Genomic DNA, 21239 nt, shown 5'->3' with positions numbered 1-21239 from the left:
GCTAACAGGTCCAGACCATTGGGGACAGGGTTCGCCGGGAGAGCGGGCAGCACCGCGGCCCGTTCGGGCAGCGCGGGGGACCAGGCGCGGCGCTCCGGGCCGCTCGGGCCAGGGTGCCGCGGCGGCTCAGGCGGACTTGACCTCGCAGCGCCACGCGCCGCCGGCGCCGCGGGTGCACGTGAGCTGCTGCTCGTCGGTCTCGCCGGTCTCGTCACCGGGCCGGCGCCACGGCATCACGGTGTCGCCGGCGATCAGCGCGTCGAGCGTCTGCAGCTGCGGGTCGCGCGGCTCGGGGTGGTGCTCGTACCCGGCTCGCCCGAGTGCCAGCGCGATGGCCATGCCGAGCAGGTTGACGTCGTTCGCGTCGGTCGGCAGCTCGCCTCCCTCGGGACGCAGCCGCACCCCGGCCTCGGGCGAGGGGACGATCGCTGCGGTGTAGCTGTCGGACATCAGCCGGCACTCTCCGTTCGTGAAACCTTCGGACGGGCTCAGCCTATTTCGCCCGCTCACCGGTGTCACCGGCGACCCGCAGGGGCTCAGCCCAGCGCGCGCCGCAGCCGGGGCGCGCGCAGGAGCACCCGGCAGGCGTAGCGCACCTGGGCCCACCGGCCGCTGCGTGCCTCGGCGAGGTCGCGCAGTTCGGAGAGGAACAGCTCGGCGTACTCGGCCCGGCTCCCGGCCGGCAGCAACGCCGCCGCGCAGGTGGCCGTGATCCGGGAGAAGGCGATGACCTGCGTGCGTGTCGCGCCCGGCCCCGCCCAGCCGCTCCAGCGGGGGCGGCGCGTACCGAGGCCGTGTTCGGTGAGCACTCGGACGACGTCGGAGCGCGCCAGGTCGAGCTGGTCCACCAGCTCGGTCACGCAACGCCTCGCGAGGTCGTGGTCGGCCCGGTCGGTGCTGTCACCCACGAGGGCCAGCGCGCGCCACGCGTAGGACTGCGCGTTGCCCAGCGAAGGAGGGAGCTCGGCGGGGCCCGCGAGGTCGGCCAGCACCTCGAGCTCACGGCACAGCTCGCGCAGCCGCGGCGCGACCACGGGCAGGTCCACCATCCGCCGCGAAATGCTGAAGTGGGGCAGCAGGTTCGCGGCGACGTCGTCGTGGGTCCGGCCGAGCATCCGGTCCAGGCCCAGCAACAGGTCGAGGGGCGGGTTCACCGCGCGTCCCCCGTCAGGCCCGGACGCAGCCGCGTCAACGCGCGCGCCGACGTTTCCGCGCGGTGCAACGCGTCCCGCGCATTCTCGAGCCCGTCGGGGTCGAGCCGGTAGTAGCGCCGTCGCGGCCGGCCCGCCTGCGCCGGATCCGCTTCCTCCCACCGCGACCGCAGCCAGCCCGCCTTCTCGAGGCGCGCGAGGATCGGGTGGATCGTGCCGCTGGGCAGCCCGGCGGCAGCGCAGATCTCGAGCCCGTACAGCTCTTGGGCGGGTTCCCGCAGCATCGTGTGGAGCACCAGCTGCGTCGGGAGGGCCATCCGTGGACCGGCCACGCAAGAACTCTACCTAGCCCCCCTCTTCGGCAGAAGTCCCGCCCGCGGCTCGGCGTCCGGGTGTCCTTCGAGGAGTGGTCTGGACATTTCGCATATTGGTCCAGACAATGGGTTCCTCCCCGCCGAAGCCGGAGGTACGCGATGAGGCGTTCCCGACTGTCCCTGTTCCTGGCCGCGGTCGCCGTGGCCCTGGGTGGGCTCGTGGCCGTGCCCGGTAGTGCCGGGGCCGCGACCCTGCTGGTCAACCCCGGGTTCGACGCCGGGTCGACGGCCGGGTGGGAGTGCGCCAGCGGGGCGGCCACCGTGGCTTCGCCGGTGCGTTCGGGCGCGGGAGCGCTGGCCGTGACGGCGTCCGCGGCGGACACCGGCCAGTGCAGCCAGACGGTGTCCGTGCGGCCGGACACGACGTACGCCGTGGAGGCGTGGGTGCGGGGCAATCCGGTCTACCTTGGCGTCACCGGAGGGCCTTCGACCTGGGCGGGCTCGGGCGACTACACCCGCCTGGCGCTGTCGTTCACCACGGGCACGAGCCAGACCTCCGCGCAGCTCTACCTGCACGGCTGGTACGGCGGCGGCACCTACTACGCCGACGACGTCAGCCTCGACGGCCCGGGTGGCGGCACCGCCGGTGCGCCGAGCGCGCCGGCCGCGCTCCGGCCGGGCGCGGTCACCAGCACCTCGATCGGCCTGACGTGGACCGCGCCGGCGGGCACCGTGACCGGCTACCGCGTCTACGAGGACGGCACGCTGCGCACCACGGTCACGGGCACCTCGGCGACGTTGACCGGATTGTCGCCGTGCACCACGCACAGCTACACCGTCGCCGCGTACAACGCGGCGGGGGAGTCGCCGCGCAGCGCCACCGTGTCGGGCAGCACCGGCGGCTGCACCAACGCCGGCCTGCCGAAGCACGCGCTCATCGGCTACCTGCACGCCAGCTTCGCCAACGGTTCCGGCTACGTCCGCATGGCCGACGTGCCCGACGCGTGGGACATCATCGACCTCGCGTTCGGCGAGCCGACCACGCCGACGTCCGGCGAGATCCGTTTCAACCGCTGCCCGGCGACCGAATGCGCCGGCGTGGAGAGCGACGCCGACTTCATCGCGGCGATCCGCGCGAAGCAGGCGCAAGGCAAGAAGGTGCTCATCTCCATCGGCGGCGAGAAGGGCCAGGTGCAGCTCACCACCACGGCCGCGCGCGACGCGTTCGTCAGCTCCGTCTCCGCGATCATCGACAAGTACGGCCTCGACGGGCTCGACGTCGACTTCGAGGGCCACTCGCTGTCGCTGAACGCGGGCGACACCGACTTCCGCAACCCGACCACCCCGGTCGTGGTGAACCTGATCTCCGCGCTCAAGACGCTGAAGGCCCGTTACGGCAGCGGGTTCGTGCTCACGATGGCGCCCGAGACGTTCTTCGTGCAGGTCGGCTACCAGTTCTACGGCGGCTCTTCGGCCGGCGACCAGCGCACCGGCGCGTATCTGCCGGTGATCAACGCCCTGCGCGACTCGCTGACCGTGCTGCACGTTCAGGACTACAACTCCGGGCCGGTCATGGGCCTCGACAACCAGTACCACAGCATGGGCGGCGCCGACTTCCACATCGCGATGACCGACATGCTCAAGGCCGGCTTCCCCGTCGCCGGCGGCGCGTTCTTCCCCGGCCTGCGCGACGACCAGATCGCCCTGGGCGTGCCGGCCACCGGCAACGCGGGCAACGGCTACACCGCCCCCGCCGACGTGCAGACGGCCCTGACCTGCCTCACGAAGGGCACGGGCTGCGGCGGCTACACCCTGCGCGGCGGCACCGTGCCGGGCCTGCGGGGCCTCATGACGTGGTCGATCAACTGGGACCACTTCTCGGGCTGGGCGTTCCAGAACGCGCACGCGCCCTTCCTGGACACGCTCCCCTGAGACGCCCCGCCTGAGACCCACGAGACATGGCGGGCCGCCGGTGACCTTCGGCAGACTGGGGACCACCGGCGAAGATCGTGAGGACGAGCGATGGACCTGAAACTCCGCGGCAGGCGTGCCCTGGTGACCGGCGCGTCGAAAGGCATCGGCGCGGCCGTGGCCGAGGTGCTCGCCGCCGAGGGCAGCCACCTGCACCTGGCCGCGCGCAGCGGCGACGCGCTCGAAGCCCTCGCCAGGAAGCTGCGGGATGCGCACGGGGTAGAGGTGACCGTGCACGTCGTCGACCTGCGCGAAACCGCCGATCTCGAACGGCTCGCCGAGGCCACGGCCGACGCCGACATCCTCGTGAACAACGCCGGTGACATCCCGGCCGGCACGCTGGACCAGGTCGGCGCCGACCGGTGGCGGCACGCGTGGGACCTCAAGGTCTTCGGCTGCGTCGACCTCACCCGGCTCGTCTACGCGCGGCTTCGCGTGCAGGGCCGCGGCGTGATCGTCAACGTGATCGGCGCCGGCGGCGAGCGGCCGAAGCCGGAGTACATCGCCGGCGGTGCGGGCAACGCGGCGCTGATGGCCTTCACGCGCGCGCTCGGCGCCGAGGGCCCGCGCGACGGAGTGCGCGTGGTCGGCGTGAACCCCGGCCCGGTGGCCACCGAGCGGATCGCCACCATGCGGGCGGCCAACGACGACGTCGACGCGAGCTTCGCCGCGCTGCCCTCGCGCCGCGTCGCCGAGCCGGGCGAGGTCGCCGACCTCGTGGCCTTCCTGGCCTCGGCCCGCGCCGATTACATCAGCGGCACCATCGTGACCATCGACGGCGGGCTGTCCGCCGCGTCCTGATCACCCGGCGGCGAAGACGTGCCGCCACCGTTCGGCCGAATCGGCGAGGTCGCGGCCGACGTGGTCGAAGTAGTCGCCCATCGCGGCCAGCCGCGCGGCGGCGGGGGAGCCGGCCAGCAGGTCGGCGCCCTCGCGCGCCGAGGTGGCCCACGCGGTGCAGACGTCGGCTTCGCGACGGCACGAGCGGTACCAGGCGTCGTCGTCGACCCGGTAGTGCTCACGGCGGCCGGGCTCGCTGACGCGCCGGACGAGCTCGAGCTGCTCCAGGTACGCGATCGCCTTGGACACCGACGCCGGGCTCACGCGCACGCGCGTCACGAGGTCCGCCGCCGAGAGCGCGCGCCGGTCGCTGGTGAGGAGCGTGGCGAGCACGCGGGCCGGCATCCGCGGGAGTCCGGTGCGGACCATCATCTCCGTGAACCTCTCCTCGAACCCGCTCACCGCCGGAGCGCCCGTGGGCACGCGCCGGCCCCGCTCGTGCGTGGCCTCCTGGGCGTGGTCGGCGCGGTAGCCGCGCGGGCCGCCGTTGCGCCGGACCTCCCGGCTCACGGTCGACGTCGGCCGCCCGAGGAGCCGCGCGATCTCGGCGTAGGCGAGCCCGGCTTTCAGCCCCTCGGCGACGGATCGGCGGTCCTCGTGGGTCAGACGGCTTCCCGGCATGCGCCCGAGCGTACGCCGTCATTGCAACGCGGACGCCCCGTTGCACTCGTGACAGCCATTGCAACACAGGGAAAACCCGAGTTGACGGACCCCGGTGGACAGTCGTAGTTTCCCGATCGGGAAAGGGGGTCACCATGGACGCGACGGCGTTCACCGCGGTGGAGAACAGCTTGTACCTCACCCTCGACGGCCGCGCGCTCGACGCCCGCGCACCCCATCCGGTGCTCGGCGACCCGACGGCCGCGGGCGTCGTGGCGGCACTCGGGCACGACCCCGCCGCGGGGCCGCTGGCGAAGAGTCAGGTGTTCGACATCGCCGTGCGCTCGCGCATGCTCGACGACGTGGTGCGCTCGTTCGTCGGCCGCCACCCCGACGCCGTGGTGCTGGAGCTCGGCTGCGGCCTCGACGGCCGGATCGAACGCGTGCGACCACCCTCCACAGTGGACTGGTACGACCTCGACCTGCCGGCCGTGGTCTCGGTGCGCGAACGGCTCCTGTCCCGGCCCGCGAACGCACACCTGATGGCCGCCGACCTCACCGGCCCGGCGTGGCTCGAGCGCATTCCGGCCGGCCGGCCCGCCGTGGCGGTCGCCGACGGGCTCGTCGCCTTCCTGCCGCAGGACGCGTTCGTCGCCCTGCTCGCCGGGATCGCCGGCCGCTTCCCGGTGGGCGAGATCGCGTTCAACAGCTACACGCGCTTCCACGTCTGGGCCATCAAGCACTACGGCGGCACCGATTCCATCGCGGGCGTCGTGGCCAACCCCGGCTTCGACGACCCGCGCGTCCCGCAGCGCTGGGTGCCGAAGCTGGAGCTGGTCGACGAGCAGTTCGCTTCCCGCGCGCCCGAGGTCGCGTCGCAGCCGCTCGCGCTGCGCTGGTTCACCCGCCTGGCCGCGCGCAGCACGGCGGTGGCGAGGCGGGGGACGTGCGTGTTGCGCTACCGCTTCTGACCTGGGGCGTGACCACGTCTGGGGCTGCGCGCGCCCGGTGCCCACCGGTCCGGCGCACCCACGTGGCGGTCGCGGGAGGTGCTACGGCGCAGCCGGGGGAGCCGGGTGCTGAACCGTCTCAGGCACCTGGCTCCCGCGAGGGCGCCGCCCGCGCGCGTGTCGGCTCCTGCCGGGCTGCGGCCCGAGCGCGCGGATTCACGCGTCCGGATACCGCGTGTCCAGCGCGACCGCCTCCCACTCCGCGAGGTCCGCCAGCTGTTTCTCCAGCTTCGCCCTGATCCGCGTGACCGCCTCCGGGCCTAGGGGCAGCCGCAGTGGTGCGCCGGGGGTGTCGACGAGCGTGAGGATGGCCGCGGCGGCGCGGGCCGGATCGTTGGGCTGGTGCCCGTCCTGTGCGGAGAACTGCGAGCGCAGCCGCCCGGCGGGGGTGTCGGCGTAGTCGGCGATCGGGTCGGCGAACGTCATGGAGCGGCCGGCGAACTCGGTGCGGAAGGGGCCCGGCTCGACGATGCTGACGCGGATCCCGAGCGGCCCCACCTCGCCGGCGAGGGCCTCGGACATGCCTTCCAGTGCGAACTTCGACGTCGCGTAGATCGCGTGGCCCGGGTTGCCGACGACGCCGCCCACGGAGGAGAGCTGCACGATGTGCCCGCTGCGCCGCGCGCGCATGTGCGGCAGCACGGCGCGCGTCACGGCGAGCACACCGAACACGTTGGTCTCCATGACCTTGCGCGTCTGCTCGTCGGTGAGCTCCTCGAGCGCGCCGATGAGACCGTGGCCCGCGTTGTTCACGAGCACGTCGATCTGCCCGTACTCGGCGAGCGCGGCGTCGACGGCCGAGCGGATCGACGCTGGGTCGGTCACGTCCAGGCGCGCGACGAGCGCCCGCTCGGCGAAGTCCTTCACCGACTCGACGTCCCGCGCGGTCGCGACCACCCGCTCGCCGCGCGCGAGCACCGCCTCGGCGAGCACCCGCCCGAAACCGGCGCTCGTGCCCGTGATGAACCAGACCCGGCTCATGTCCGTCTCCTCGATTCGCGGTATCTTGATACTCAAACCAAACTACCTTGAGACTCAAGGGAGTGTCCAGTGGACCAGGACTCGGTCGGCGCCGGCCTCGCGGCGTGGCTGCGCGTGATGCCCGCCGGGGTCGACGCGGACGTCGAGGCCGCGCGCCAGCGGATCGGGCGGCTGTCGCGGCAGTTCGAGCAGGTGCTGGGCCGCGCGGCCGCCGACCACGACCTCACGCCCGGCGACTGGCAGGCCCTCTCGGCCCTGCACCGCTCCGGTGAGCCACCCGTGCTCACCCCCAAGGAGCTCGGTGACCTGCTGGGCGTCACGTCGGGCACCGTCAGCGTCCGCATCGACCGGCTCGCCCGCGCGGGACTGGTCGAACGCGTCCCGGCCGCCGACGGCCGCCGCCGCCCGATCCGCCTCACCCGCAAGGGCCGCGCCCGCTGGGCCGCCGCGACGAAACAGCGCACCGACGACGAACGCGGCCTCTTCGCGGGCGCCCTCGAACCCGACCGCCTGGCGACCCTCAACACGCTGCTCGCCGATCTCCTGGCGCGCTTCGAATCGGAGTTCGGCCCGGCGTCCACAGTGGACCGGCTCGGCGGCGAGGCCTGATCGGCGGTCACCGCAACCGGGCGAGGATGTCGTGCGGGAACGGCAGCTCGACCGGCTCACGTCCGTGAGCCGGTCGAGCACCCCGCCGGCAGGCCCAGCTCCGGCGCCCCGAGCGTGTCCCTGAGCTGCTTCGCCTCGCCGACGGACTCCTCGCTGCCGCCCGTGTCGATGTAGCTGCGGGACACCGCGCGCGAGGCTTCGTCGTTTGCCGTGCGCACCGGCCACACGCCGGCGCAGGTCGGAATGCACGGGGCGCTCACGACGGCCCGGCATCGCGGGCCTGCTCGTCGGCGCGCGCTCGGTCGAGCGCCGCCCAGCGCAACGACCCGGACCCGGAGCTTGACCTGGAGCGCGCTCCAGGTGGGAGTCTGGACGGGTGGATTCCTACTCACCCGCCGAAGTGACCGCCCGGACCGGCTTCACCATCGACACGCTCCGCTACTACGAGCGCATCGGCCTGCTGCGCGACGTCCACCGCACCACGGGTGGGCGCCGTCGCTTCACCGAGGACGACCTGCGGTTCCTGCACCTGCTGCGCTGCCTGCGCGACACGGAGATGCCGATCGCGGAGATGCTGCGTTACGTGGAGCTGCTGCGCGAGGGCGACGACACCCAGGCCGAACGCCTCGCCGTGCTGCAGGACCACGAGACGCGCGTGGCCGAGCAGATCGACCGGCTGCGCGGGCACCAGGAGCACATCCGGACGAAGATCGCCTTGTACGGCGCCGCGCTCGAACAGCCCGTTCCGGAACCGGCCGAAGACCTGGCGCGGGTCTGAGCCGAGCCGGTGGAGCGGCGCCGCGGCGCCGCTCCACCGGATGGTGCTCAGTTGAGCAGACCGTGGGGGTCGAGCACGTACTTGCGTGCCGCGCCCTGGTCGAACTCGTGGTAGCCGCGCGGCGCGTCGCCGAGGCTGATCGGCGTCGCGTTCACGGCCTTCGCGATCTGCACGCGGTCGTTCAGGATCGCCATCATCAGCTTCCGGTGGTACTTCATCACCGGGCACTGGCCCGTGGTGAACGAGTGCGACTTCGCCCAGCCCAGCCCGATCCGGATCGACAGCGAGCCGTGGCGCGCCGCCTCGTCGCCGGCCCCGGGATCGCCCGTCACGTACAGGCCGGGGATGCCCAACGCCCCGCCCGCGCGCGTGAGGTCCATCAGCGAGTTGAGCACCGTCGCGGGGTGCTCGGTCGCCGACTCGCGCCCGTGCCCGCGCGCCTCGAACCCGACGGCGTCCACCGCGCAGTCGACCTCCGGCTCGCCCACGATCGCGGCGAGCTGGTCCTTCGGGTCGCCCTGCGACACGTCGATGGTCTCGCAGCCGAAGCTGCGGGCCTGCGCGAGCCGTTCGGCGTTGAGGTCGCCCACGATCACCACCGCGGCCCCGAGCAGCTGCGCCGACGCGGCCGCGGCCAGCCCCACCGGGCCGGCTCCCGCCACGTAGACCGTCGACCCCACCGTGACACCCGCCGTGACGCAGCCGTGGAAGCCGGTCGGGAAGATGTCCGAGAGCATCGTGAGGTCGAGGATCTTCTCCATCGCCTGGTCGCGGTCCGGGAATTTCAACAGGTTCCAGTCGGCGTAGGGCACCATCACGTACTCCGCCTGGCCGCCGACCCAGCCGCCCATGTCGACGTAGCCGTAGGCCGAACCCGGCCGGTCCGGGTTCACGTTCAGGCAGATGCCCGTCTTGCCCTCCTTGCAGTTGCGGCAGCGTCCGCACGCGATGTTGAAGGGCACCGAAACCAGGTCGCCCACCTTGATGAACTCCACGTCACGACCGGTCTCGATCACCTCTCCGGTGATCTCGTGGCCCAGCACCAGTCCCTGCGGTGCCGTCGTGCGGCCGCGGACCATGTGCTGGTCGGAGCCGCAGATGTTGGTCGCGACGTTTTTCAGGATCACACCGTGCTGGGTTTCCCGGCCTACGTTCGCCGGGTTCACCCCCGGCCCGTCCTTGAGCACGAAGCCGGGGTACTCGATCGTGTCGACCTCGACCTTGCCCGGGCCTACATAACTGACCGCTTTGTTGCCTGCCATGAATTTCTTGCCGCCTTCCTCGTTCGTCGGTGAACAGGTTTGGCGCGGCGTTGGGTCTCCCCGTCACGTCAGGCGTTCCATGCTAACCCCGTCACGGACACCGGCGCGCTGACTTGCCCGCGGCCGCTCGGGTCGGCAAGATCGACCGCGGCGGGGGGCCGGTCGAGTGCAGCCTTCGGCATGAGGAGCCAGCGTGGAGATCGTCGAGTTCACCCCCGAACGCGAGCAGTACGCGTGGACCTTCGGCGGGGTCGCCCCCATCCGGAAGGTGAAACCCGGCACGGTGCTGAAACTGTGGACGGAGGACGCGTTCAGCGGCCGGCTGCAGAGCGCGTCGGACAAGCCGAGCGAGAAGCTCGACATGCGCGAGGTCAACCCGCAGACGGGACCGTTCTTTGTGGACGGCGCGGAACCCGGTGACACACTGGCGCTGCACTTCGTGGACCTGGAACCGGCGCGCGACTGGGCCGCGTCGGCGACCATCCCGTTCTTCGGCGGGCTCACCGCCACCGACCGCACGGCGATGCTGCACGAGCCGCTGCCCGAGCTGACCTGGATCTACCAGCTCGACCGCGAGAAGCAGGTCGTGGTGTTCGAGGCGCTGCGCGGCGACTTCCGCGTGGACCTGCCGGTGGAGCCGATGCTCGGCACGGTGGGTGTCGCGCCGGCCGGGCGGGAGGTCCGCACGTCCTTGGTGCCGGACATGTTCGGCGGCAACATGGACACGCCGGAGATGAAGGCGGGCAGCACCTGCTACCTCGGCGTGAACGTGCCGGGCGCGCTGTTCTCGGTCGGCGACGGGCACTACCGCCAGGGTGAGGGCGAGGCCTGCGGCACGGCCGTGGAAGGCGCCATGAACGTGACGCTGATCGTGGAGCTGATCAAGGGCGGTGCCCCGGTGTGGCCGCGCATCGAGCAGGACGAGAACTACGTGGTCGTCGCGTCCTCGCGCCCGCTGGAGGACGCGTGGCGCTCGAGCCAGCACGGCATGATCGGCTGGCTCGGCGAGCTCTACGGGCTCGACCCGCTCGACGCCTACCAGCTGCTCACGCAGATCAGCCAGGCCCCGCTGGCCAACGTCGTCGACGCGAACTACAGCGCCGTCACCAAGATCGCCAAGCGCCTGCTGCCCACGGGCGAGGCCTACGGCGGAATGCACCGGTACCTGCGCGAGCAGGCCGCGAAGCTCTAGGAGGAAAACGCATGGATCTGCGGCTGGCCGGGCGCAAAGCCCTGGTGACCGGCGGTACCAAGGGGATCGGGCGCGCGGTCGTCGCCTCGCTCGCGGGTGAGGGCGCCGCGGTGGCGTTCTGCGCGCGCACCGAATCCGAGGTGCGCGCCACCGAGAAGGAGTTCCGCGACGCGGGCGCGACGGTGTCGGGCGAGGCCGTGGACGTCGCCGACGGCGAGGCGCTGACCGCGTGGGTCGAGCGTGCCGCGGCCGACCTGGACGGCCTCGACATCGTGGTGGCGAACGTCAGCGCCCTGTCCATCGGCCCGACCGAGGAGAACTGGCGCTCCAGCTTCGAGGTCGACCTCATGCACACGGTGCGCGTCGCCGAGACGGCGCTCCCGCACCTGGAACGCAGCGAGGCCGCCTCGATCATCGCCATCTCCAGCGTCTCGGGCCGCGAGATCGACTTCGCCGCCCCCGCGTACGGCACCATGAAGGCCGCGGTCGTGCACTACATCCAGGGCCTGGCGTTCCAGCTGGCCCCGAAGGGCATCCGCGCCAACACGGTCTCGCCCGGCAACACCTACTTCGAGGGCGGCATCTGGCACAGCACCGAGAGCGGCAACCCGGAGCTGTTCAACCAGGCCCTGGGCCTCAACCCGATGGGCCGCATGGGCACCCCGGAGGAGATCGCCTACGCGGTGACCGTGCTGGCCAGCCCGCTGGCGTCGTTCATCACCGGCACCAACCTGGTGGCCGACGGTGCGCTGACGCGCGGTGTGCAGCTGTAGGTCTTCAGTTCTGTTCGGTGCTCCGGGTCCTCGGGCTCGGAGCACCGAACCGTTCGCGGAGGAAGCCGATGCCCGCGGTGGTCATGGTTTCGCGGGTACCGAGGCCGTAGACGTGGCCGGTGTCCTCGAGCCACGTGAACTCGGCGTCGGCGCCTGCCTGCCAGTACGTGGCGACGAGGGTTTCGCTCTGCGTGATGGGCACGACGTCGTCGGCGGTGCCGTGCACGACCAGCAGCGGCGCGGCGGACTCGCTCACGTGCGTGAGCGGGCTGGCCGCGGCGGCGAGCGCCGGGTGCTGCGCGGGCGCGCCGCCGAGCAGCCACGCGTGCGGGTCTTCGCCGGTGGCGTGGAACGGTGAGCTCGGCGGAGGCGGCGGCAGCCGCGTGAAGTCCGACGGCGGGCTCCACGCCACGGCCGCCTGCACGCCGCTGTCCGGGCCGAGCACGCCGATGTCGCCTTCCAGTTCGGGCCGGCCGCCGGTCACGGCGAGCATCACCGCGAGGTGCCCGCCCGCGGCGTGGCCCCACGCGGCGAACCGGTCCGGGTCCAGCGCGAGCGTCGTGTGGTGGTGCCGCAGCCAGCGCACCGCGGCCTTCACGTCGTGCAGCTGCGCCGGGTACACCGCTTCGCGGCTGTGCCTGAACGGGACCAAAGCCACGGCGAACCCGGCCGCGGGCAGGCGCTGCGCGAGGTGGCGCCCGAGCGGCGCGTGCTTGGGCGAACCGAGCGCGAACGCGCCCCCGTGCACGAACACGACCACCGGCCACCCGGTGGGCGGCGGCGGACCGGCCGGCACGGCGAGGTCGAGCAGCACCGGCCGGTAGCCGAGCAGGGGAGCGACCACGGCGTCGCGGTAGAGCACCCTGCCGGCGGCGGGCTCGGGGTCCGGCGGGGCCGTCTGCGGGAGAGCGGGGAGCACCTGGGTCACGAGCCGACTATCACCCACCCCGGCCTCCGACCGGTAGCCGTACCAGGAAGCGGGACGAGGTGGTGTTTTCCCGGCATCCGGACCGATTTCGCACTCCGGGACGGTGCTGCCCCTCGCCCGCGCGGCCGGCAGCCGTCACAGGGCGAACGCGATGGACCGCACGATCACCGCCGCGAAGAACACCACGGTGAAGGCGAGGTCGATCGACAGCCCGCCGGCGCGCACGGGCCGCAGCACGCGGCGCACGGGCGCGATCACGGGTTCGGTCGCGCGGTGGCTGTAGTAGCGCGCCTTCCCGAGCCAGGACGGCCCGGTGGTCACCAGGCGCGTCCAGTCCAGGATCATGCGCGCGATCAAAACGAGGATGAACAGGGTCAGCACGTACCCGACCAGCGTTCCGATCAGGCTCATCACACACTCCTCAGGGTGGGTCGTTCACCTGGCTCAACGCCGGGAGCGCCCACGGAGTGTCCCGTTTGCCGGAGTTCTCAGCGAGTTATCAGCCGGGAACCACCGTGACCCGCGGCTGGAGCACCCGGTCGAACCCTGCCACGCGCCGCGATCCGGTGATCGGCACCGCCAGCACGGTGTGCGCGATCGCGCTCGACGGGCCCACGCGCAGCTCCACCGGGCCGGTGTCGACGATCCGGTCGCCGGCCCGGCCCGTGTAGGAGGCGAGGTCCGCGTGCAGGTCCAGGTGCACCACACGGGTCTGCCCGGGCGGGAGCGGCACGCGCGGCGCGGCGATCAGCTGCCGCAGCGGGCGCGCCACCTCGGCGACCGGGTCGTGGAGGTAGACCTGCACGACTTCCGACGTCTCCGTGTCGTGAGGGTTGTGCAGCGTCACGCTCACCCGGCACGAGCCGTCCGACGGCCACGCGGTCGCGCCGGTCACCGAAACCCACGTGGCCGGGTGGTAGGTGAGGCCGTGGCCGAACGGGAACAACGGCGTGGGATCGACCGAGCTGACGTCGCTGCGCGCGGCCAGCGCCGCGCCGAGATAGGTCGACGGCTGGCTGGCCCCGGCGGCCGGGAAGCTCACCGGCAGGCGGCCCGACGGCTCGACCCGGCCCGTGAGCACCCCGGCGAGCGCCGCCGCGCCCTCTTCCCCGGGGTAGAACCCGCACACGACGGCAGCCAGGCGCTCGACCTGCCTCGACAGCTCGTAGGGCCGGCCGGACAGCAGCACCAGCACCACGGGTGTGCCCGTCGCCAGCACCGCTTCGAGCAGCTCCTCCTGCCGGCCGGGCAGCCGCAGGTCGGCGGCGTCGCAGCCTTCGCCGGACGTGCCGCCGCCGAACAGACCCGCGCGGTCGCCGAGCACGGCCACGCAGACGTCCGCCGCCGCGGCCGCCTCGACGGCCTCGGCGAGGTCCTCGTCGGTCCCGTCGGTGACGCCGCAGCCGGGGGCGAAGGTGACGTCGAACGACTCCCGCAGCGCCTCGGCGACCGTGGGCACGTGGAGGCCGAACGGCACGTCCGGGTGGTGCACGCCGACGTGCATCGGGAACGAATAGCAGCCGAGCATCGCGCCCGGCTCGTCCGCGCGTGGCCCGACGACCGCCAGCCGAACACCGGAACGCAGCGGCAACGCTCCGGTGTTCGACAGCAGCACCACCGATCGCTCGGCGAGCTCCCGCGCGAGCGCCCGCGACTCGGCGTCGTCCAGGTCGGTCGAGGCCGGGTGGGGCGACCACTCGGGATCCAGCAGGCCCAGCTCGAACTTCTGCGTCAGCACGCGGTGCAGCGCACGGTCCACAAGGGACTCGTCGATGCCGCCGTCCGCCAGCGCGGCCAACAGGGGCGAGCCGTAACAGTCCACTGTGGGCAGCTCGACGTCGATGCCCGCATTGAGCGCCTGCCCCGCCGCGTCCGCGGGTCCGGTGGCGACGTGGTGCAGGGCGTGCAGGAACGCGACGGAGAAGTAGTCGGACACCACCGTGCCGGTGAACCCGTAGCGTTGGCGCAGCAGCGTGGTGAACAGCTCCGGGTCAGCCGCGGCCGGCAGCCCGTCGAGGTCGGTGTAGGAGTTCATCACCGACCGCGCCCCGGCGCGCAGCGCGTGCTCGAACGGGGGCAGCAGCACGTCGGCGAGTTCGCGCGGTCCCACCGACACCGGCGCGAGGTTGCGCCCGGCCTTCGACGCGGAGTAGCCCGCGAAGTGCTTGAGCGTCGCGACGATCCCGGCCGCCTCGAGCCCGGCGACGTAGGCGGCGCCGATCGTGCCCACGAGGTACGGGTCCTCGCCGATGGTCTCCTCGACGCGGCCCCAGCGCAGGTCCCGCGCCACGTCGAGCACCGGAGCGAGCCCCTGGTGCACGCCGAGCGCCCGCATGGTCTCCCCGATGCGGAAAGCCATGCGCCCCACGAGATCCGGGTCGAAGCTCGCGCCCCAGCACAGCGGCGCCGGGTACACCGTGGCCTGCCACGCCGCCAAGCCCGTGAGGCACTCCTCGTGCACCACGGCGGGGATGCCGAAGCGCCCGCGCGCCACGATCTCCTCCTGCGTCCGCGCGAGGCCCCGCGCGCCGATCTCCGGGTCGACCGGGCGCGTGCCGAACGCGCGGGTCAGCTGCCCGACCCCGTGCGGCACGAGCGCGTCCCAGTCCGGCGGGTCCTGAGCGAAGTCGTGCTGGTGCGGCGCGACGTCGCCCCCGGAGTCCATCCCGACCCAGATCCCGGACAGCTGTGCCACTTTTTCGCGCGTGGTCATCCGGGCCACGAGATCGCGTACCCGCTCGGCGACGGGCAGCCGCGGGTCGCGCCAGGGCTCGGGCGCGGTCTCGGTCGTCATGAGCGGACCCGCGGCGCGGCGCTCGACGAGCGCACCACCAGTTCCGTGTCGAGCACCACGGGCTCACGCTCCTCGGGGTCGCCGTTGATCAGTCCGATGAGGACGGTGATGGCACGGTGGCCCATCTCGCGGATGGGCTGCTGCACCGTGGTGAGCGGGGGAGTGCACAGCGCTGACTCGGGGATGTTGTCGAAGCCGACCACCGACACGTCGTCCGGCACGCGCAGGCCCAGCGCCGCGGCGGCGGCCAGGGTCGCGATGGCGGAGGTGTCGTTGGCGGCGAACACGGCCGTCGGCCGGTCGGGGCGCGTCAGCAGCTCCCGCGCCGACGCGGCCGCCAGCTCGCCGTCGTAGTCCCCGGCCACGACGAGGGTTTCGTCCACGCCGACGCCGGCCGCGGCCAGCGCGCGCCGGTAGCCGGTTTCGCGCAGCTGGGCGGATTGCAGGTCCGGCCGGCCCGCGAGCAGCGCGATCCGCCGGTGCCCGAGCTCCAGCAGGTGCTCGGTCGCCAGCTGCGCGCCGCGCAGGTTGTCGGAGACGATCGCCGGCAGCGGCGAGCGCCCGGTGTGCGGGTCCACCGCGACGACGGGCGTCCCCGGCAGGCCTTCGAGCTCGGCCGCGGGCGTCACGAGCACCGCGCCGTCGACGAGCGTGCCGCTCAGGCGCGACAGGTACCGGCGCTCCCAGCCCTCGGGGTCGCCGGTCCGCCCGCCCGCCGAATACACGACGAGCTCGAACCCGGTGCCGCGGATCGCGTCCGCCGCGCCCTTGAGCAGCTCGGTGCTGAACGGCTCGAGGTCGGCCACGAGGATGCCGATCACGTTGGTCTTGTGGTTGCGCAGGCTCTGCGCCACGAGGCTCGCCTCGTACCCCAGCTCGTCGATCACGGCCCGAACGCGCGCGAACGTGTCGGCGGCGACGCCGTAGCGCTGGTTGATCACCTTCGAGACCGTCGCGACCGACACTCCGGCACGGGCGGCGACGTCACGGATCGTGACACGGGAACGAGGCTGCACGGGCTCAGACTAGCGATGTAAAACGTTATCGACAACGATTGACACGGGAATTTCGGACGCGCAGACTCTTCGCCATCCTGGGCACCGTCACGCCCCGTCCAACTCGGCCGAAGTCGTCAGGAGTGGATCCGTCATGCGCCACAGCCGGAGATTCCCCCTCGCCGCGCTCGTCGCGGCAGCCGCGCTCACGCTCTCCGCGTGCGGGGGAGGTGGCGACGAGAGCCCGGCCGCCGCGTCAGGACCGGTCACGCTGACCTGGTGGCACAACGGCACCGCGGAACCCGTGCGGTCGCTGTGGCAGCAGGTCGCCGACGACTACCACAAGGCGCATCCCGACGTGTCGTTCACGGTGCAGCCGATCCAGAACGAGGAGTTTCCGACGAAGGTGCCGCTGGCGCTGCAGTCGAACACGCCGCCGGACCTCTACCAGCAGTGGGGCGGCGGGGACGAGGCTTCGCAGGTCGAATCGGGCCGCGTGGCGGACCTGACGTCGTCGGTGCAGGGCTGGATCGGCGGACTGGGCTCGATGGCGCAGGGCTGGCAGGTCGGCGGGAAGCAGTACGGCGTGCCGTACGTGCAGCACGTCGTCGGGTTCTGGTACCGCAAGGATCTGTTCGCGCAGGCCGGGATCACGGCGCCACCGACGACCATGGCGGATTTCAACGCCGCTGTGGGCAAGCTGAAGGCCGCGGGCATCGCACCCATCGCACTCGGCGGCAAGGACCGCTGGCCCGACGCCTTCTACTACGACTACTTCGCCGTGCGCGAGTGCTCGCCGCAGGTGCTCAAGGACGAGATCGCGGCCGTGAAGCTGCAGAACCCGTGCTGGGTCAAGGCCGGCCAGGACCTGCAGGGCTTCCTCGCGACGCAGCCGTTCCAGACCGGCTTCAACGGCACGCCGGCCCAGCAGGGCGCCGGCAGCTCGGCCGGGCTCGTCGCCAACGGCAAGGCCGCGATGGAGCTGCAGGGTGACTGGGACCCGAGCACGATGTCCTCGCTGACCGACGACAAGGATCTCGACAGCAAGCTCGGCTGGTTCCCCTTCCCGTCGGTGCCCGGTGCCGCGGGTGACCCCGCCGCGCTGCTCGGCGGCGGCGACGGGTTCTCGTGCACGACGCGTGCGGCGGCGGCGTGTGCCGGGTTCCTGCAGTACCTCACGAGCACGCCGGTGCAGCAGAAGATCGCCGAGGCCGGCTCGGGCCTGCCGGTGAACGCGGACGCCGTGGCGTCGTTGAAGAACGAGTCGCTGAAGTCCGTGGCGGAGCAGACGCGCAAGGCGTCGTCCGTGCAGATGTACTTCGACCGCGCGTTCCCGACCGCCGTCGGGCAGGCGCTCAACGACGCGGTCGCGAACCTGTTCGCGGGGCAGGGCAACCCGGAAGCGGTGGTGCAGGCCGTGAACCAGGCCGCCACCGGGAACAAGTGATGGCGGCTCCCGCCCCGCCCCGGCCGCTCGCGCGGACCGTCCACAGTGCACCCCGGCGCCCCGCGCGGCGCCGGGGTCGCACCCGGCTCGAGCTGGTGCTGCTGCTCGGTCCCGCGCTGGTGCTGTTCACCGGGTTCGTGCTCGTGCCCATCGGCATCGCGGTGTACTACAGCCTGTACTCGTGGAACGGATTCGGGCCGCTCACCGACTTCGTCGGGTTCCAGAACTACGCCGACGCGTTCGGCGGCGCGGTGTTCCGCGGCGCGATCTGGCACAACGTCGTCATCGCGGTGCTCTCGATCGTGATCCAGCTGCCGCTGAGCGTCGGCATCGCGCTGCTGCTGGACCGCAAGCTCAAGGGCCGCGCCTTCCTGCGGATGGTGGTGTTCGCGCCGTACGTGCTCTCGGAGGCGATCACCGCCGTGATCTGGCTGCTCATGTTGCAGCCGAACGGGTTCGTGGACGAGCTGCTGCGCGGCGTGGGCCTGGGCGGGCTCGTGCACCAGTGGCTCGCGGACCCGGGCATCGTGCTGTACACGCTGTTCGTGGTCATGACGTGGAAGTACCTCGGCTTCGGCATCATCCTGCTGCTCGCGGGCCTGCAGGGCGTGCCGCCGGAGCTGCGGGAAGCCGCCGCGCTCGACGGCGCCACCTCGTGGCAGACCACGCGCCACGTGGTGCTGCCGCTGCTCGGCCCGACGATCCGGATCTGGATCTTCCTGAGCGTGATCGGTTCGCTGCAGCTGTTCGACCTCGTGTGGATCATGACCCTCGGCGGCCCGGCCAACGCGTCGACCACGATGGCCAGCTACCTCGTGGACCACGGGTTCAAGCGCTACGAATTCGGCTTCGGCAGCGCTGTGGCGGTGGTGCTGTTCGCGATCTGCTTCGTGTTCGCGCTGGTGTACCAGCGGTTCGCGCTTCGCCGCGACACCGCGGGTGCCCTGACCCGGGCGGTGAGCTGACGTGGCGGGCCGGCGCTGGGGCCTGGTCGCGGGCTACGTGGCCGCGGTCGTCGTCGTGGTGGTCACGGTGGTGCCGCTGCTGTTCGTGGTGCTCGGCGGCTTCCGCACCAACGGGCAGCTCAACACCGACCCGGCGGGCCTGCCGGGGCCGTGGGTGTGGGACAACTACCGCAGTGTGGTCACCTCACCGGACTTCTGGCGGTTCCTCGGCAACAGCGCGCTGATCGCGGTGATCGCGACGGTGCTGGCCGTGGGCCTCGGTTCGATGGCGGCGTTCGCCTTGTCCCGCTACGTCTTCAAAGGCCGCGAAGCCGTGTACGTCCTGTTCACGCTCGGGCTGCTGTTCCCGCTGGGCGTCGCCACGCTGCCGCTGTACCTGTGGCTGCGCCAGCTCGGGCTGCTGGAGAACCCGCTGGGCGTCGCGATCCCGGAGGCGGCGTTCTCGCTGCCGGTGACGATCGTGATCCTGCGGCCGTTCATGCACGCCGTGCCCGGGGAACTGGAGGACGCGGCCGTGCTCGACGGCGCGAGCCGGCTCGGATTCTTCTGGCGGATCATGCTGCCGCTCTCGGCGCCCGCGCTCACCACGGTGTCGGTGCTCGCGTTCGTCACGAGCTGGAACGCCTACCTGCTGCCGCTGCTGGTGTTCAACGACAGCGCGCATTTCACGCTGCCGCTGGGCGTGGCGACGTTCCAGTCCCAGTATTCGCAGGACACGGCGCGGGTACTGGCGTTCACCGCGCTGTCGATGGTGCCGGCGCTGGGGTTCTTCGTGGTGGCGCAACGGCGGATCGTGGGTGGGCTGACCGGGTCGGTCAAGGGCTGATCACTTGCCCGGACCCGCGGTCTGCGGTGGAGTGAGGAGGTACGCACCGTCGGCGGCAGGAGGTTCGCGTGGGTGAGCAGGCTGGAGAACGGCGCAGCGCGGCTTGGTTCGGCGCGTCGGGCCGCGCCGGGATGATCCACCGGTCGTGGATGCGGTCGCAGGGCTTCGGCCCGGACGTGTTCGACGGCCGGCCGGTGATCGGGATCGCGACCAGCGCGTCGGAACTGGCGCCGTGCAACGTGCACCTCACTCGCGTGGCCGAGGCGGTGAAGCGCGGCGTGTGGCAGGCCGGCGGGTTCCCGTTGGCGTTCCCCACGATGGCCACCGGCGAGACGCTCATGCGCCCCACCGCCATGCTCTACCGCAACCTCATGGCGATGGAGGTCGAGGAGCTCATCCGGGCCAACCCGCTCGACGGCGTGGTGCTGCTGTCCGGCTGCGACAAGACCACCCCGGCGATGCTGATGGGCGCGGCGAGCGTGGACCTGCCCGCGGTGATGGTGACCGGCGGGCCGATGCTCAACGGCAAGTTCCGCGGTGAGGACGTGGGGTCCGGCACGCACGTGTGGAAGTTCGAGGAGGAGCTCAAGGCCGGGCGCATGAGCCAGGAGGAGTGCTTCTTCGCCGAGGGCTGCATGGCGCGGTCCAACGGCCACTGCATGACCATGGGCACCGCGTCCACCATGGCGTGCCTCGCCGAGGCGCTCGGCATGCAGCTGCCGGGCTCGGCGACCTGGCCGGCCGTCGACGCGCGCCGCTTCGAAACGGCGCAGGCGGCGGGGCAGCGGATCGTGGCGATGGTGGAGGAGGAGCTGCGGCCCTCGTCGATCCTGACGCGCGAGGCGTTCGAGAACGCGATCCGCGTCAACGCGGCCATCGGCGGGTCCACCAACGCGATCATCCACCTGCTGGCGCTCGCGGGCCGCGTCGGCGTGCCGCTGGAGATGGCGGACTTCGACGCGCTGGGCCGCGACGTCCCGACGCTGGTGAACCTCATGCCGTCGGGCAAGTTCCTGATGGAGGACTTCTGCTACGCCGGCGGCCTGCCCGTCGTCGTGCGGCGCTTGGCTGAAGCCGGGCTGCTGCACCCCGGCACGGTCACGGTGACCGGGAAGTCCTTGGCGGACAACGTGTCCGACGCCGAGTGCTGGAACGACGAGGTGATCACCCCGGTGGCCGAGCCGTTTCAGCCCACGGGTTCGGGCACGGCCGTGCTCACCGGCAACCTCGCTCCTGACGGCGCGGTGATCAAGCAGTCGGCCGCCTCGCCGGAGCTGCTCACACACACCGGTCCGGCGCTGGTGTTCGACACCGCCGAGGACTACCACCGCGTCGCCGACGACCCGGACCTCGACGTCACCGCCGACACCGTGCTGGTGATCCGCGGCGCCGGCCCGAAGGGGTACCCGGGCATGCCGGAGGTCGCCAACGTGCCCCTGCCGGCCAAACTGCTCAAGGACGGCGTCACCGACCTGGTGCGCATCTGCGACGGCCGCATGTCCGGCACCGGCTACGGCACGGTCGTGCTGCACGTCAGCCCGGAGTCCGCCGCGGGCGGCCCGCTCGCCCTGGTGCGCACGGGCGACCGGATCACCCTGGACACGCCCGCGCGTTCGCTGACCCTGCACGTGGCGGACGAGGAGCTGGCAGCCCGGCGTGCGGAGTGGGAAGCGCCGGAATCGCCGTATGTCAGCGGGTACACGTGGCTCTACACGCACCACGTGACCCAGGCGCACCAGGGCGCGGACTTCGACTTCCTGCACGGTTCCCGCGGCCCGGGCGTTCCCCGCGATTCGCACTGAC

Annotated in this window: 22 protein-coding genes; 11 read left to right on the top strand and 11 right to left on the bottom strand. The window is 72.3% G+C overall.

Annotation, left to right across the window (positions count from 1 at the left end; genetic code table 11):
- Positions 1-126: 126 nt before the first annotated feature.
- From AB0K15_RS37735 to AB0K15_RS37725, 3 genes are all read right to left on the bottom strand, one after another.
- Positions 127-450, bottom strand: a complete 324-nt coding sequence (locus tag AB0K15_RS37735; protein ID WP_364061995.1) for a hypothetical protein — start codon at positions 448-450, stop codon at positions 127-129.
- 86 nt (positions 451-536) lie between these two features.
- The gene (locus AB0K15_RS37730) at positions 537-1154 is read right to left on the bottom strand and encodes a hypothetical protein (protein ID WP_364061992.1); all 618 of its coding nucleotides are present in this window, start codon (positions 1152-1154) and stop codon (positions 537-539) included.
- Positions 1151-1483 (bottom strand): PadR family transcriptional regulator, encoded by a 333-nt coding sequence (locus tag AB0K15_RS37725; protein WP_364061989.1) that lies wholly within the window; start codon positions 1481-1483, stop codon positions 1151-1153. Before AB0K15_RS37725 ends, AB0K15_RS37730 begins: the two co-directional genes overlap by 4 nt.
- 141 nt (positions 1484-1624) lie before the next feature.
- On the opposite strand from AB0K15_RS37725, the gene AB0K15_RS37720 reads away from it, so the two are divergent.
- Together AB0K15_RS37720 and AB0K15_RS37715 are read left to right on the top strand one after the other, a co-directional pair.
- Positions 1625-3397, top strand: a complete 1773-nt coding sequence (locus AB0K15_RS37720; protein WP_364061986.1) for a glycoside hydrolase family 18 protein — start codon at positions 1625-1627, stop codon at positions 3395-3397.
- 90 nt (positions 3398-3487) lie between these two features.
- Positions 3488-4237: a short-chain dehydrogenase/reductase gene (locus AB0K15_RS37715; protein ID WP_364061983.1), complete on the top strand. Its 750-nt coding sequence runs from the start codon at positions 3488-3490 to the stop codon at positions 4235-4237.
- Here the strand turns inward: AB0K15_RS37715 and AB0K15_RS37710 are convergent, their stop codons facing one another.
- A complete protein-coding gene (locus tag AB0K15_RS37710) occupies positions 4238-4897 on the bottom strand; it encodes a helix-turn-helix domain-containing protein (RefSeq protein WP_364061980.1) in 660 nt (219 codons plus the stop codon).
- A 134-nt stretch (positions 4898-5031) separates the two neighbouring features.
- Between AB0K15_RS37710 and AB0K15_RS37705 the strand changes: the two genes are divergently transcribed.
- Entirely contained in the window at positions 5032-5847 is an 816-nt protein-coding gene (locus tag AB0K15_RS37705) for a class I SAM-dependent methyltransferase (protein ID WP_364061977.1), read from the top strand.
- A gap of 195 nt (positions 5848-6042) precedes the next feature.
- Here AB0K15_RS37705 and AB0K15_RS37700 read toward each other — a convergent pair whose 3' ends face one another.
- Positions 6043-6867 carry an oxidoreductase gene (locus AB0K15_RS37700; protein WP_364061974.1) on the bottom strand — a complete coding sequence of 275 codons (825 nt, stop codon included), beginning with the start codon at positions 6865-6867 and terminating at the stop codon, positions 6043-6045.
- A 69-nt stretch (positions 6868-6936) separates the two neighbouring features.
- Between AB0K15_RS37700 and AB0K15_RS37695 the strand changes: the two genes are divergently transcribed.
- Positions 6937-7476, top strand: a complete 540-nt coding sequence (locus tag AB0K15_RS37695) for a MarR family transcriptional regulator (RefSeq protein ID WP_364061971.1) — start codon at positions 6937-6939, stop codon at positions 7474-7476.
- Positions 7477-7532: 56 nt separating this feature from the next.
- On the opposite strand, the gene AB0K15_RS37690 is transcribed toward AB0K15_RS37695, so the two are convergent.
- Positions 7533-7694 carry a hypothetical protein gene (locus AB0K15_RS37690; protein WP_364061968.1) on the bottom strand — a complete coding sequence of 54 codons (162 nt, stop codon included), beginning with the start codon at positions 7692-7694 and terminating at the stop codon, positions 7533-7535.
- 158 nt (positions 7695-7852) lie between these two features.
- Between AB0K15_RS37690 and AB0K15_RS37685 the strand changes: the two genes are divergently transcribed.
- Positions 7853-8254 (top strand): MerR family transcriptional regulator, encoded by a 402-nt coding sequence (locus AB0K15_RS37685; RefSeq protein WP_364061965.1) that lies wholly within the window; start codon positions 7853-7855, stop codon positions 8252-8254.
- 47 nt (positions 8255-8301) lie between these two features.
- On the opposite strand, the gene fdhA is transcribed toward AB0K15_RS37685, so the two are convergent.
- Positions 8302-9516: a formaldehyde dehydrogenase, glutathione-independent gene (gene fdhA, locus AB0K15_RS37680; protein WP_364061962.1), complete on the bottom strand. Its 1215-nt coding sequence runs from the start codon at positions 9514-9516 to the stop codon at positions 8302-8304.
- Between the two features lie 193 nt (positions 9517-9709).
- Here fdhA and AB0K15_RS37675 point away from each other — a divergent pair, with 193 nt between their 5' ends.
- Complete coding sequence (locus AB0K15_RS37675; RefSeq protein WP_364061958.1) at positions 9710-10708, top strand: acetamidase/formamidase family protein; 999 nt, start codon at positions 9710-9712, stop codon at positions 10706-10708.
- 11 nt (positions 10709-10719) lie between these two features.
- The gene (locus tag AB0K15_RS37670; RefSeq protein WP_364061955.1) at positions 10720-11481 is read left to right on the top strand and encodes an SDR family oxidoreductase; all 762 of its coding nucleotides are present in this window, start codon (positions 10720-10722) and stop codon (positions 11479-11481) included.
- Between the two features lie 4 nt (positions 11482-11485).
- On the opposite strand, the gene AB0K15_RS37665 is transcribed toward AB0K15_RS37670, so the two are convergent.
- The 4 genes from AB0K15_RS37665 to AB0K15_RS37650 all read right to left on the bottom strand — a co-directional run bounded on the left by AB0K15_RS37665 (position 11486) and on the right by AB0K15_RS37650 (position 16219).
- Positions 11486-12409, bottom strand: a complete 924-nt coding sequence (locus AB0K15_RS37665) for an alpha/beta hydrolase (RefSeq protein ID WP_364061952.1) — start codon at positions 12407-12409, stop codon at positions 11486-11488.
- 135 nt (positions 12410-12544) lie between these two features.
- Complete coding sequence (locus tag AB0K15_RS37660) at positions 12545-12820, bottom strand: YggT family protein (protein ID WP_364061949.1); 276 nt, start codon at positions 12818-12820, stop codon at positions 12545-12547.
- 88 nt (positions 12821-12908) lie between these two features.
- Positions 12909-15203 carry a glycoside hydrolase family 3 N-terminal domain-containing protein gene (locus AB0K15_RS37655; RefSeq protein ID WP_364061946.1) on the bottom strand — a complete coding sequence of 765 codons (2295 nt, stop codon included), beginning with the start codon at positions 15201-15203 and terminating at the stop codon, positions 12909-12911.
- On the bottom strand, positions 15200-16219 hold the full coding sequence (locus AB0K15_RS37650; RefSeq protein ID WP_364061943.1) for a LacI family DNA-binding transcriptional regulator: 1020 nt from the start codon (positions 16217-16219) through the stop codon (positions 15200-15202). Before AB0K15_RS37650 ends, AB0K15_RS37655 begins: the two co-directional genes overlap by 4 nt.
- A 133-nt stretch (positions 16220-16352) precedes the next feature.
- Between AB0K15_RS37650 and AB0K15_RS37645 the strand changes: the two genes are divergently transcribed.
- The 4 genes from AB0K15_RS37645 to AB0K15_RS37630 all read left to right on the top strand — a co-directional run bounded on the left by AB0K15_RS37645 (position 16353) and on the right by AB0K15_RS37630 (position 21238).
- Positions 16353-17645, top strand: a complete 1293-nt coding sequence (locus tag AB0K15_RS37645; protein WP_364061940.1) for an extracellular solute-binding protein — start codon at positions 16353-16355, stop codon at positions 17643-17645.
- Complete coding sequence (locus tag AB0K15_RS37640; protein ID WP_364061937.1) at positions 17645-18610, top strand: sugar ABC transporter permease; 966 nt, start codon at positions 17645-17647, stop codon at positions 18608-18610. The genes AB0K15_RS37645 and AB0K15_RS37640 overlap by 1 nt, the downstream gene beginning before the upstream one ends.
- Position 18611: 1 nt before the next feature.
- Positions 18612-19436 carry a carbohydrate ABC transporter permease gene (locus AB0K15_RS37635; RefSeq protein WP_364061934.1) on the top strand — a complete coding sequence of 275 codons (825 nt, stop codon included), beginning with the start codon at positions 18612-18614 and terminating at the stop codon, positions 19434-19436.
- 68 nt (positions 19437-19504) lie between these two features.
- Positions 19505-21238: an IlvD/Edd family dehydratase gene (locus AB0K15_RS37630; RefSeq protein ID WP_364061931.1), complete on the top strand. Its 1734-nt coding sequence runs from the start codon at positions 19505-19507 to the stop codon at positions 21236-21238.
- The last annotated feature ends 1 nt before the right edge of the window (position 21239 follow it).

Origin of the sequence: Amycolatopsis sp. NPDC049253, assembly GCF_040678995.1 — a bacterium.
In the GTDB taxonomy this organism is placed as follows: Bacteria; Actinomycetota; Actinomycetes; order Mycobacteriales; family Pseudonocardiaceae; genus Amycolatopsis.
Note: the sequence above shows the minus strand (reverse complement) of the source record. Positions and strands in the feature narration are given on the sequence as shown.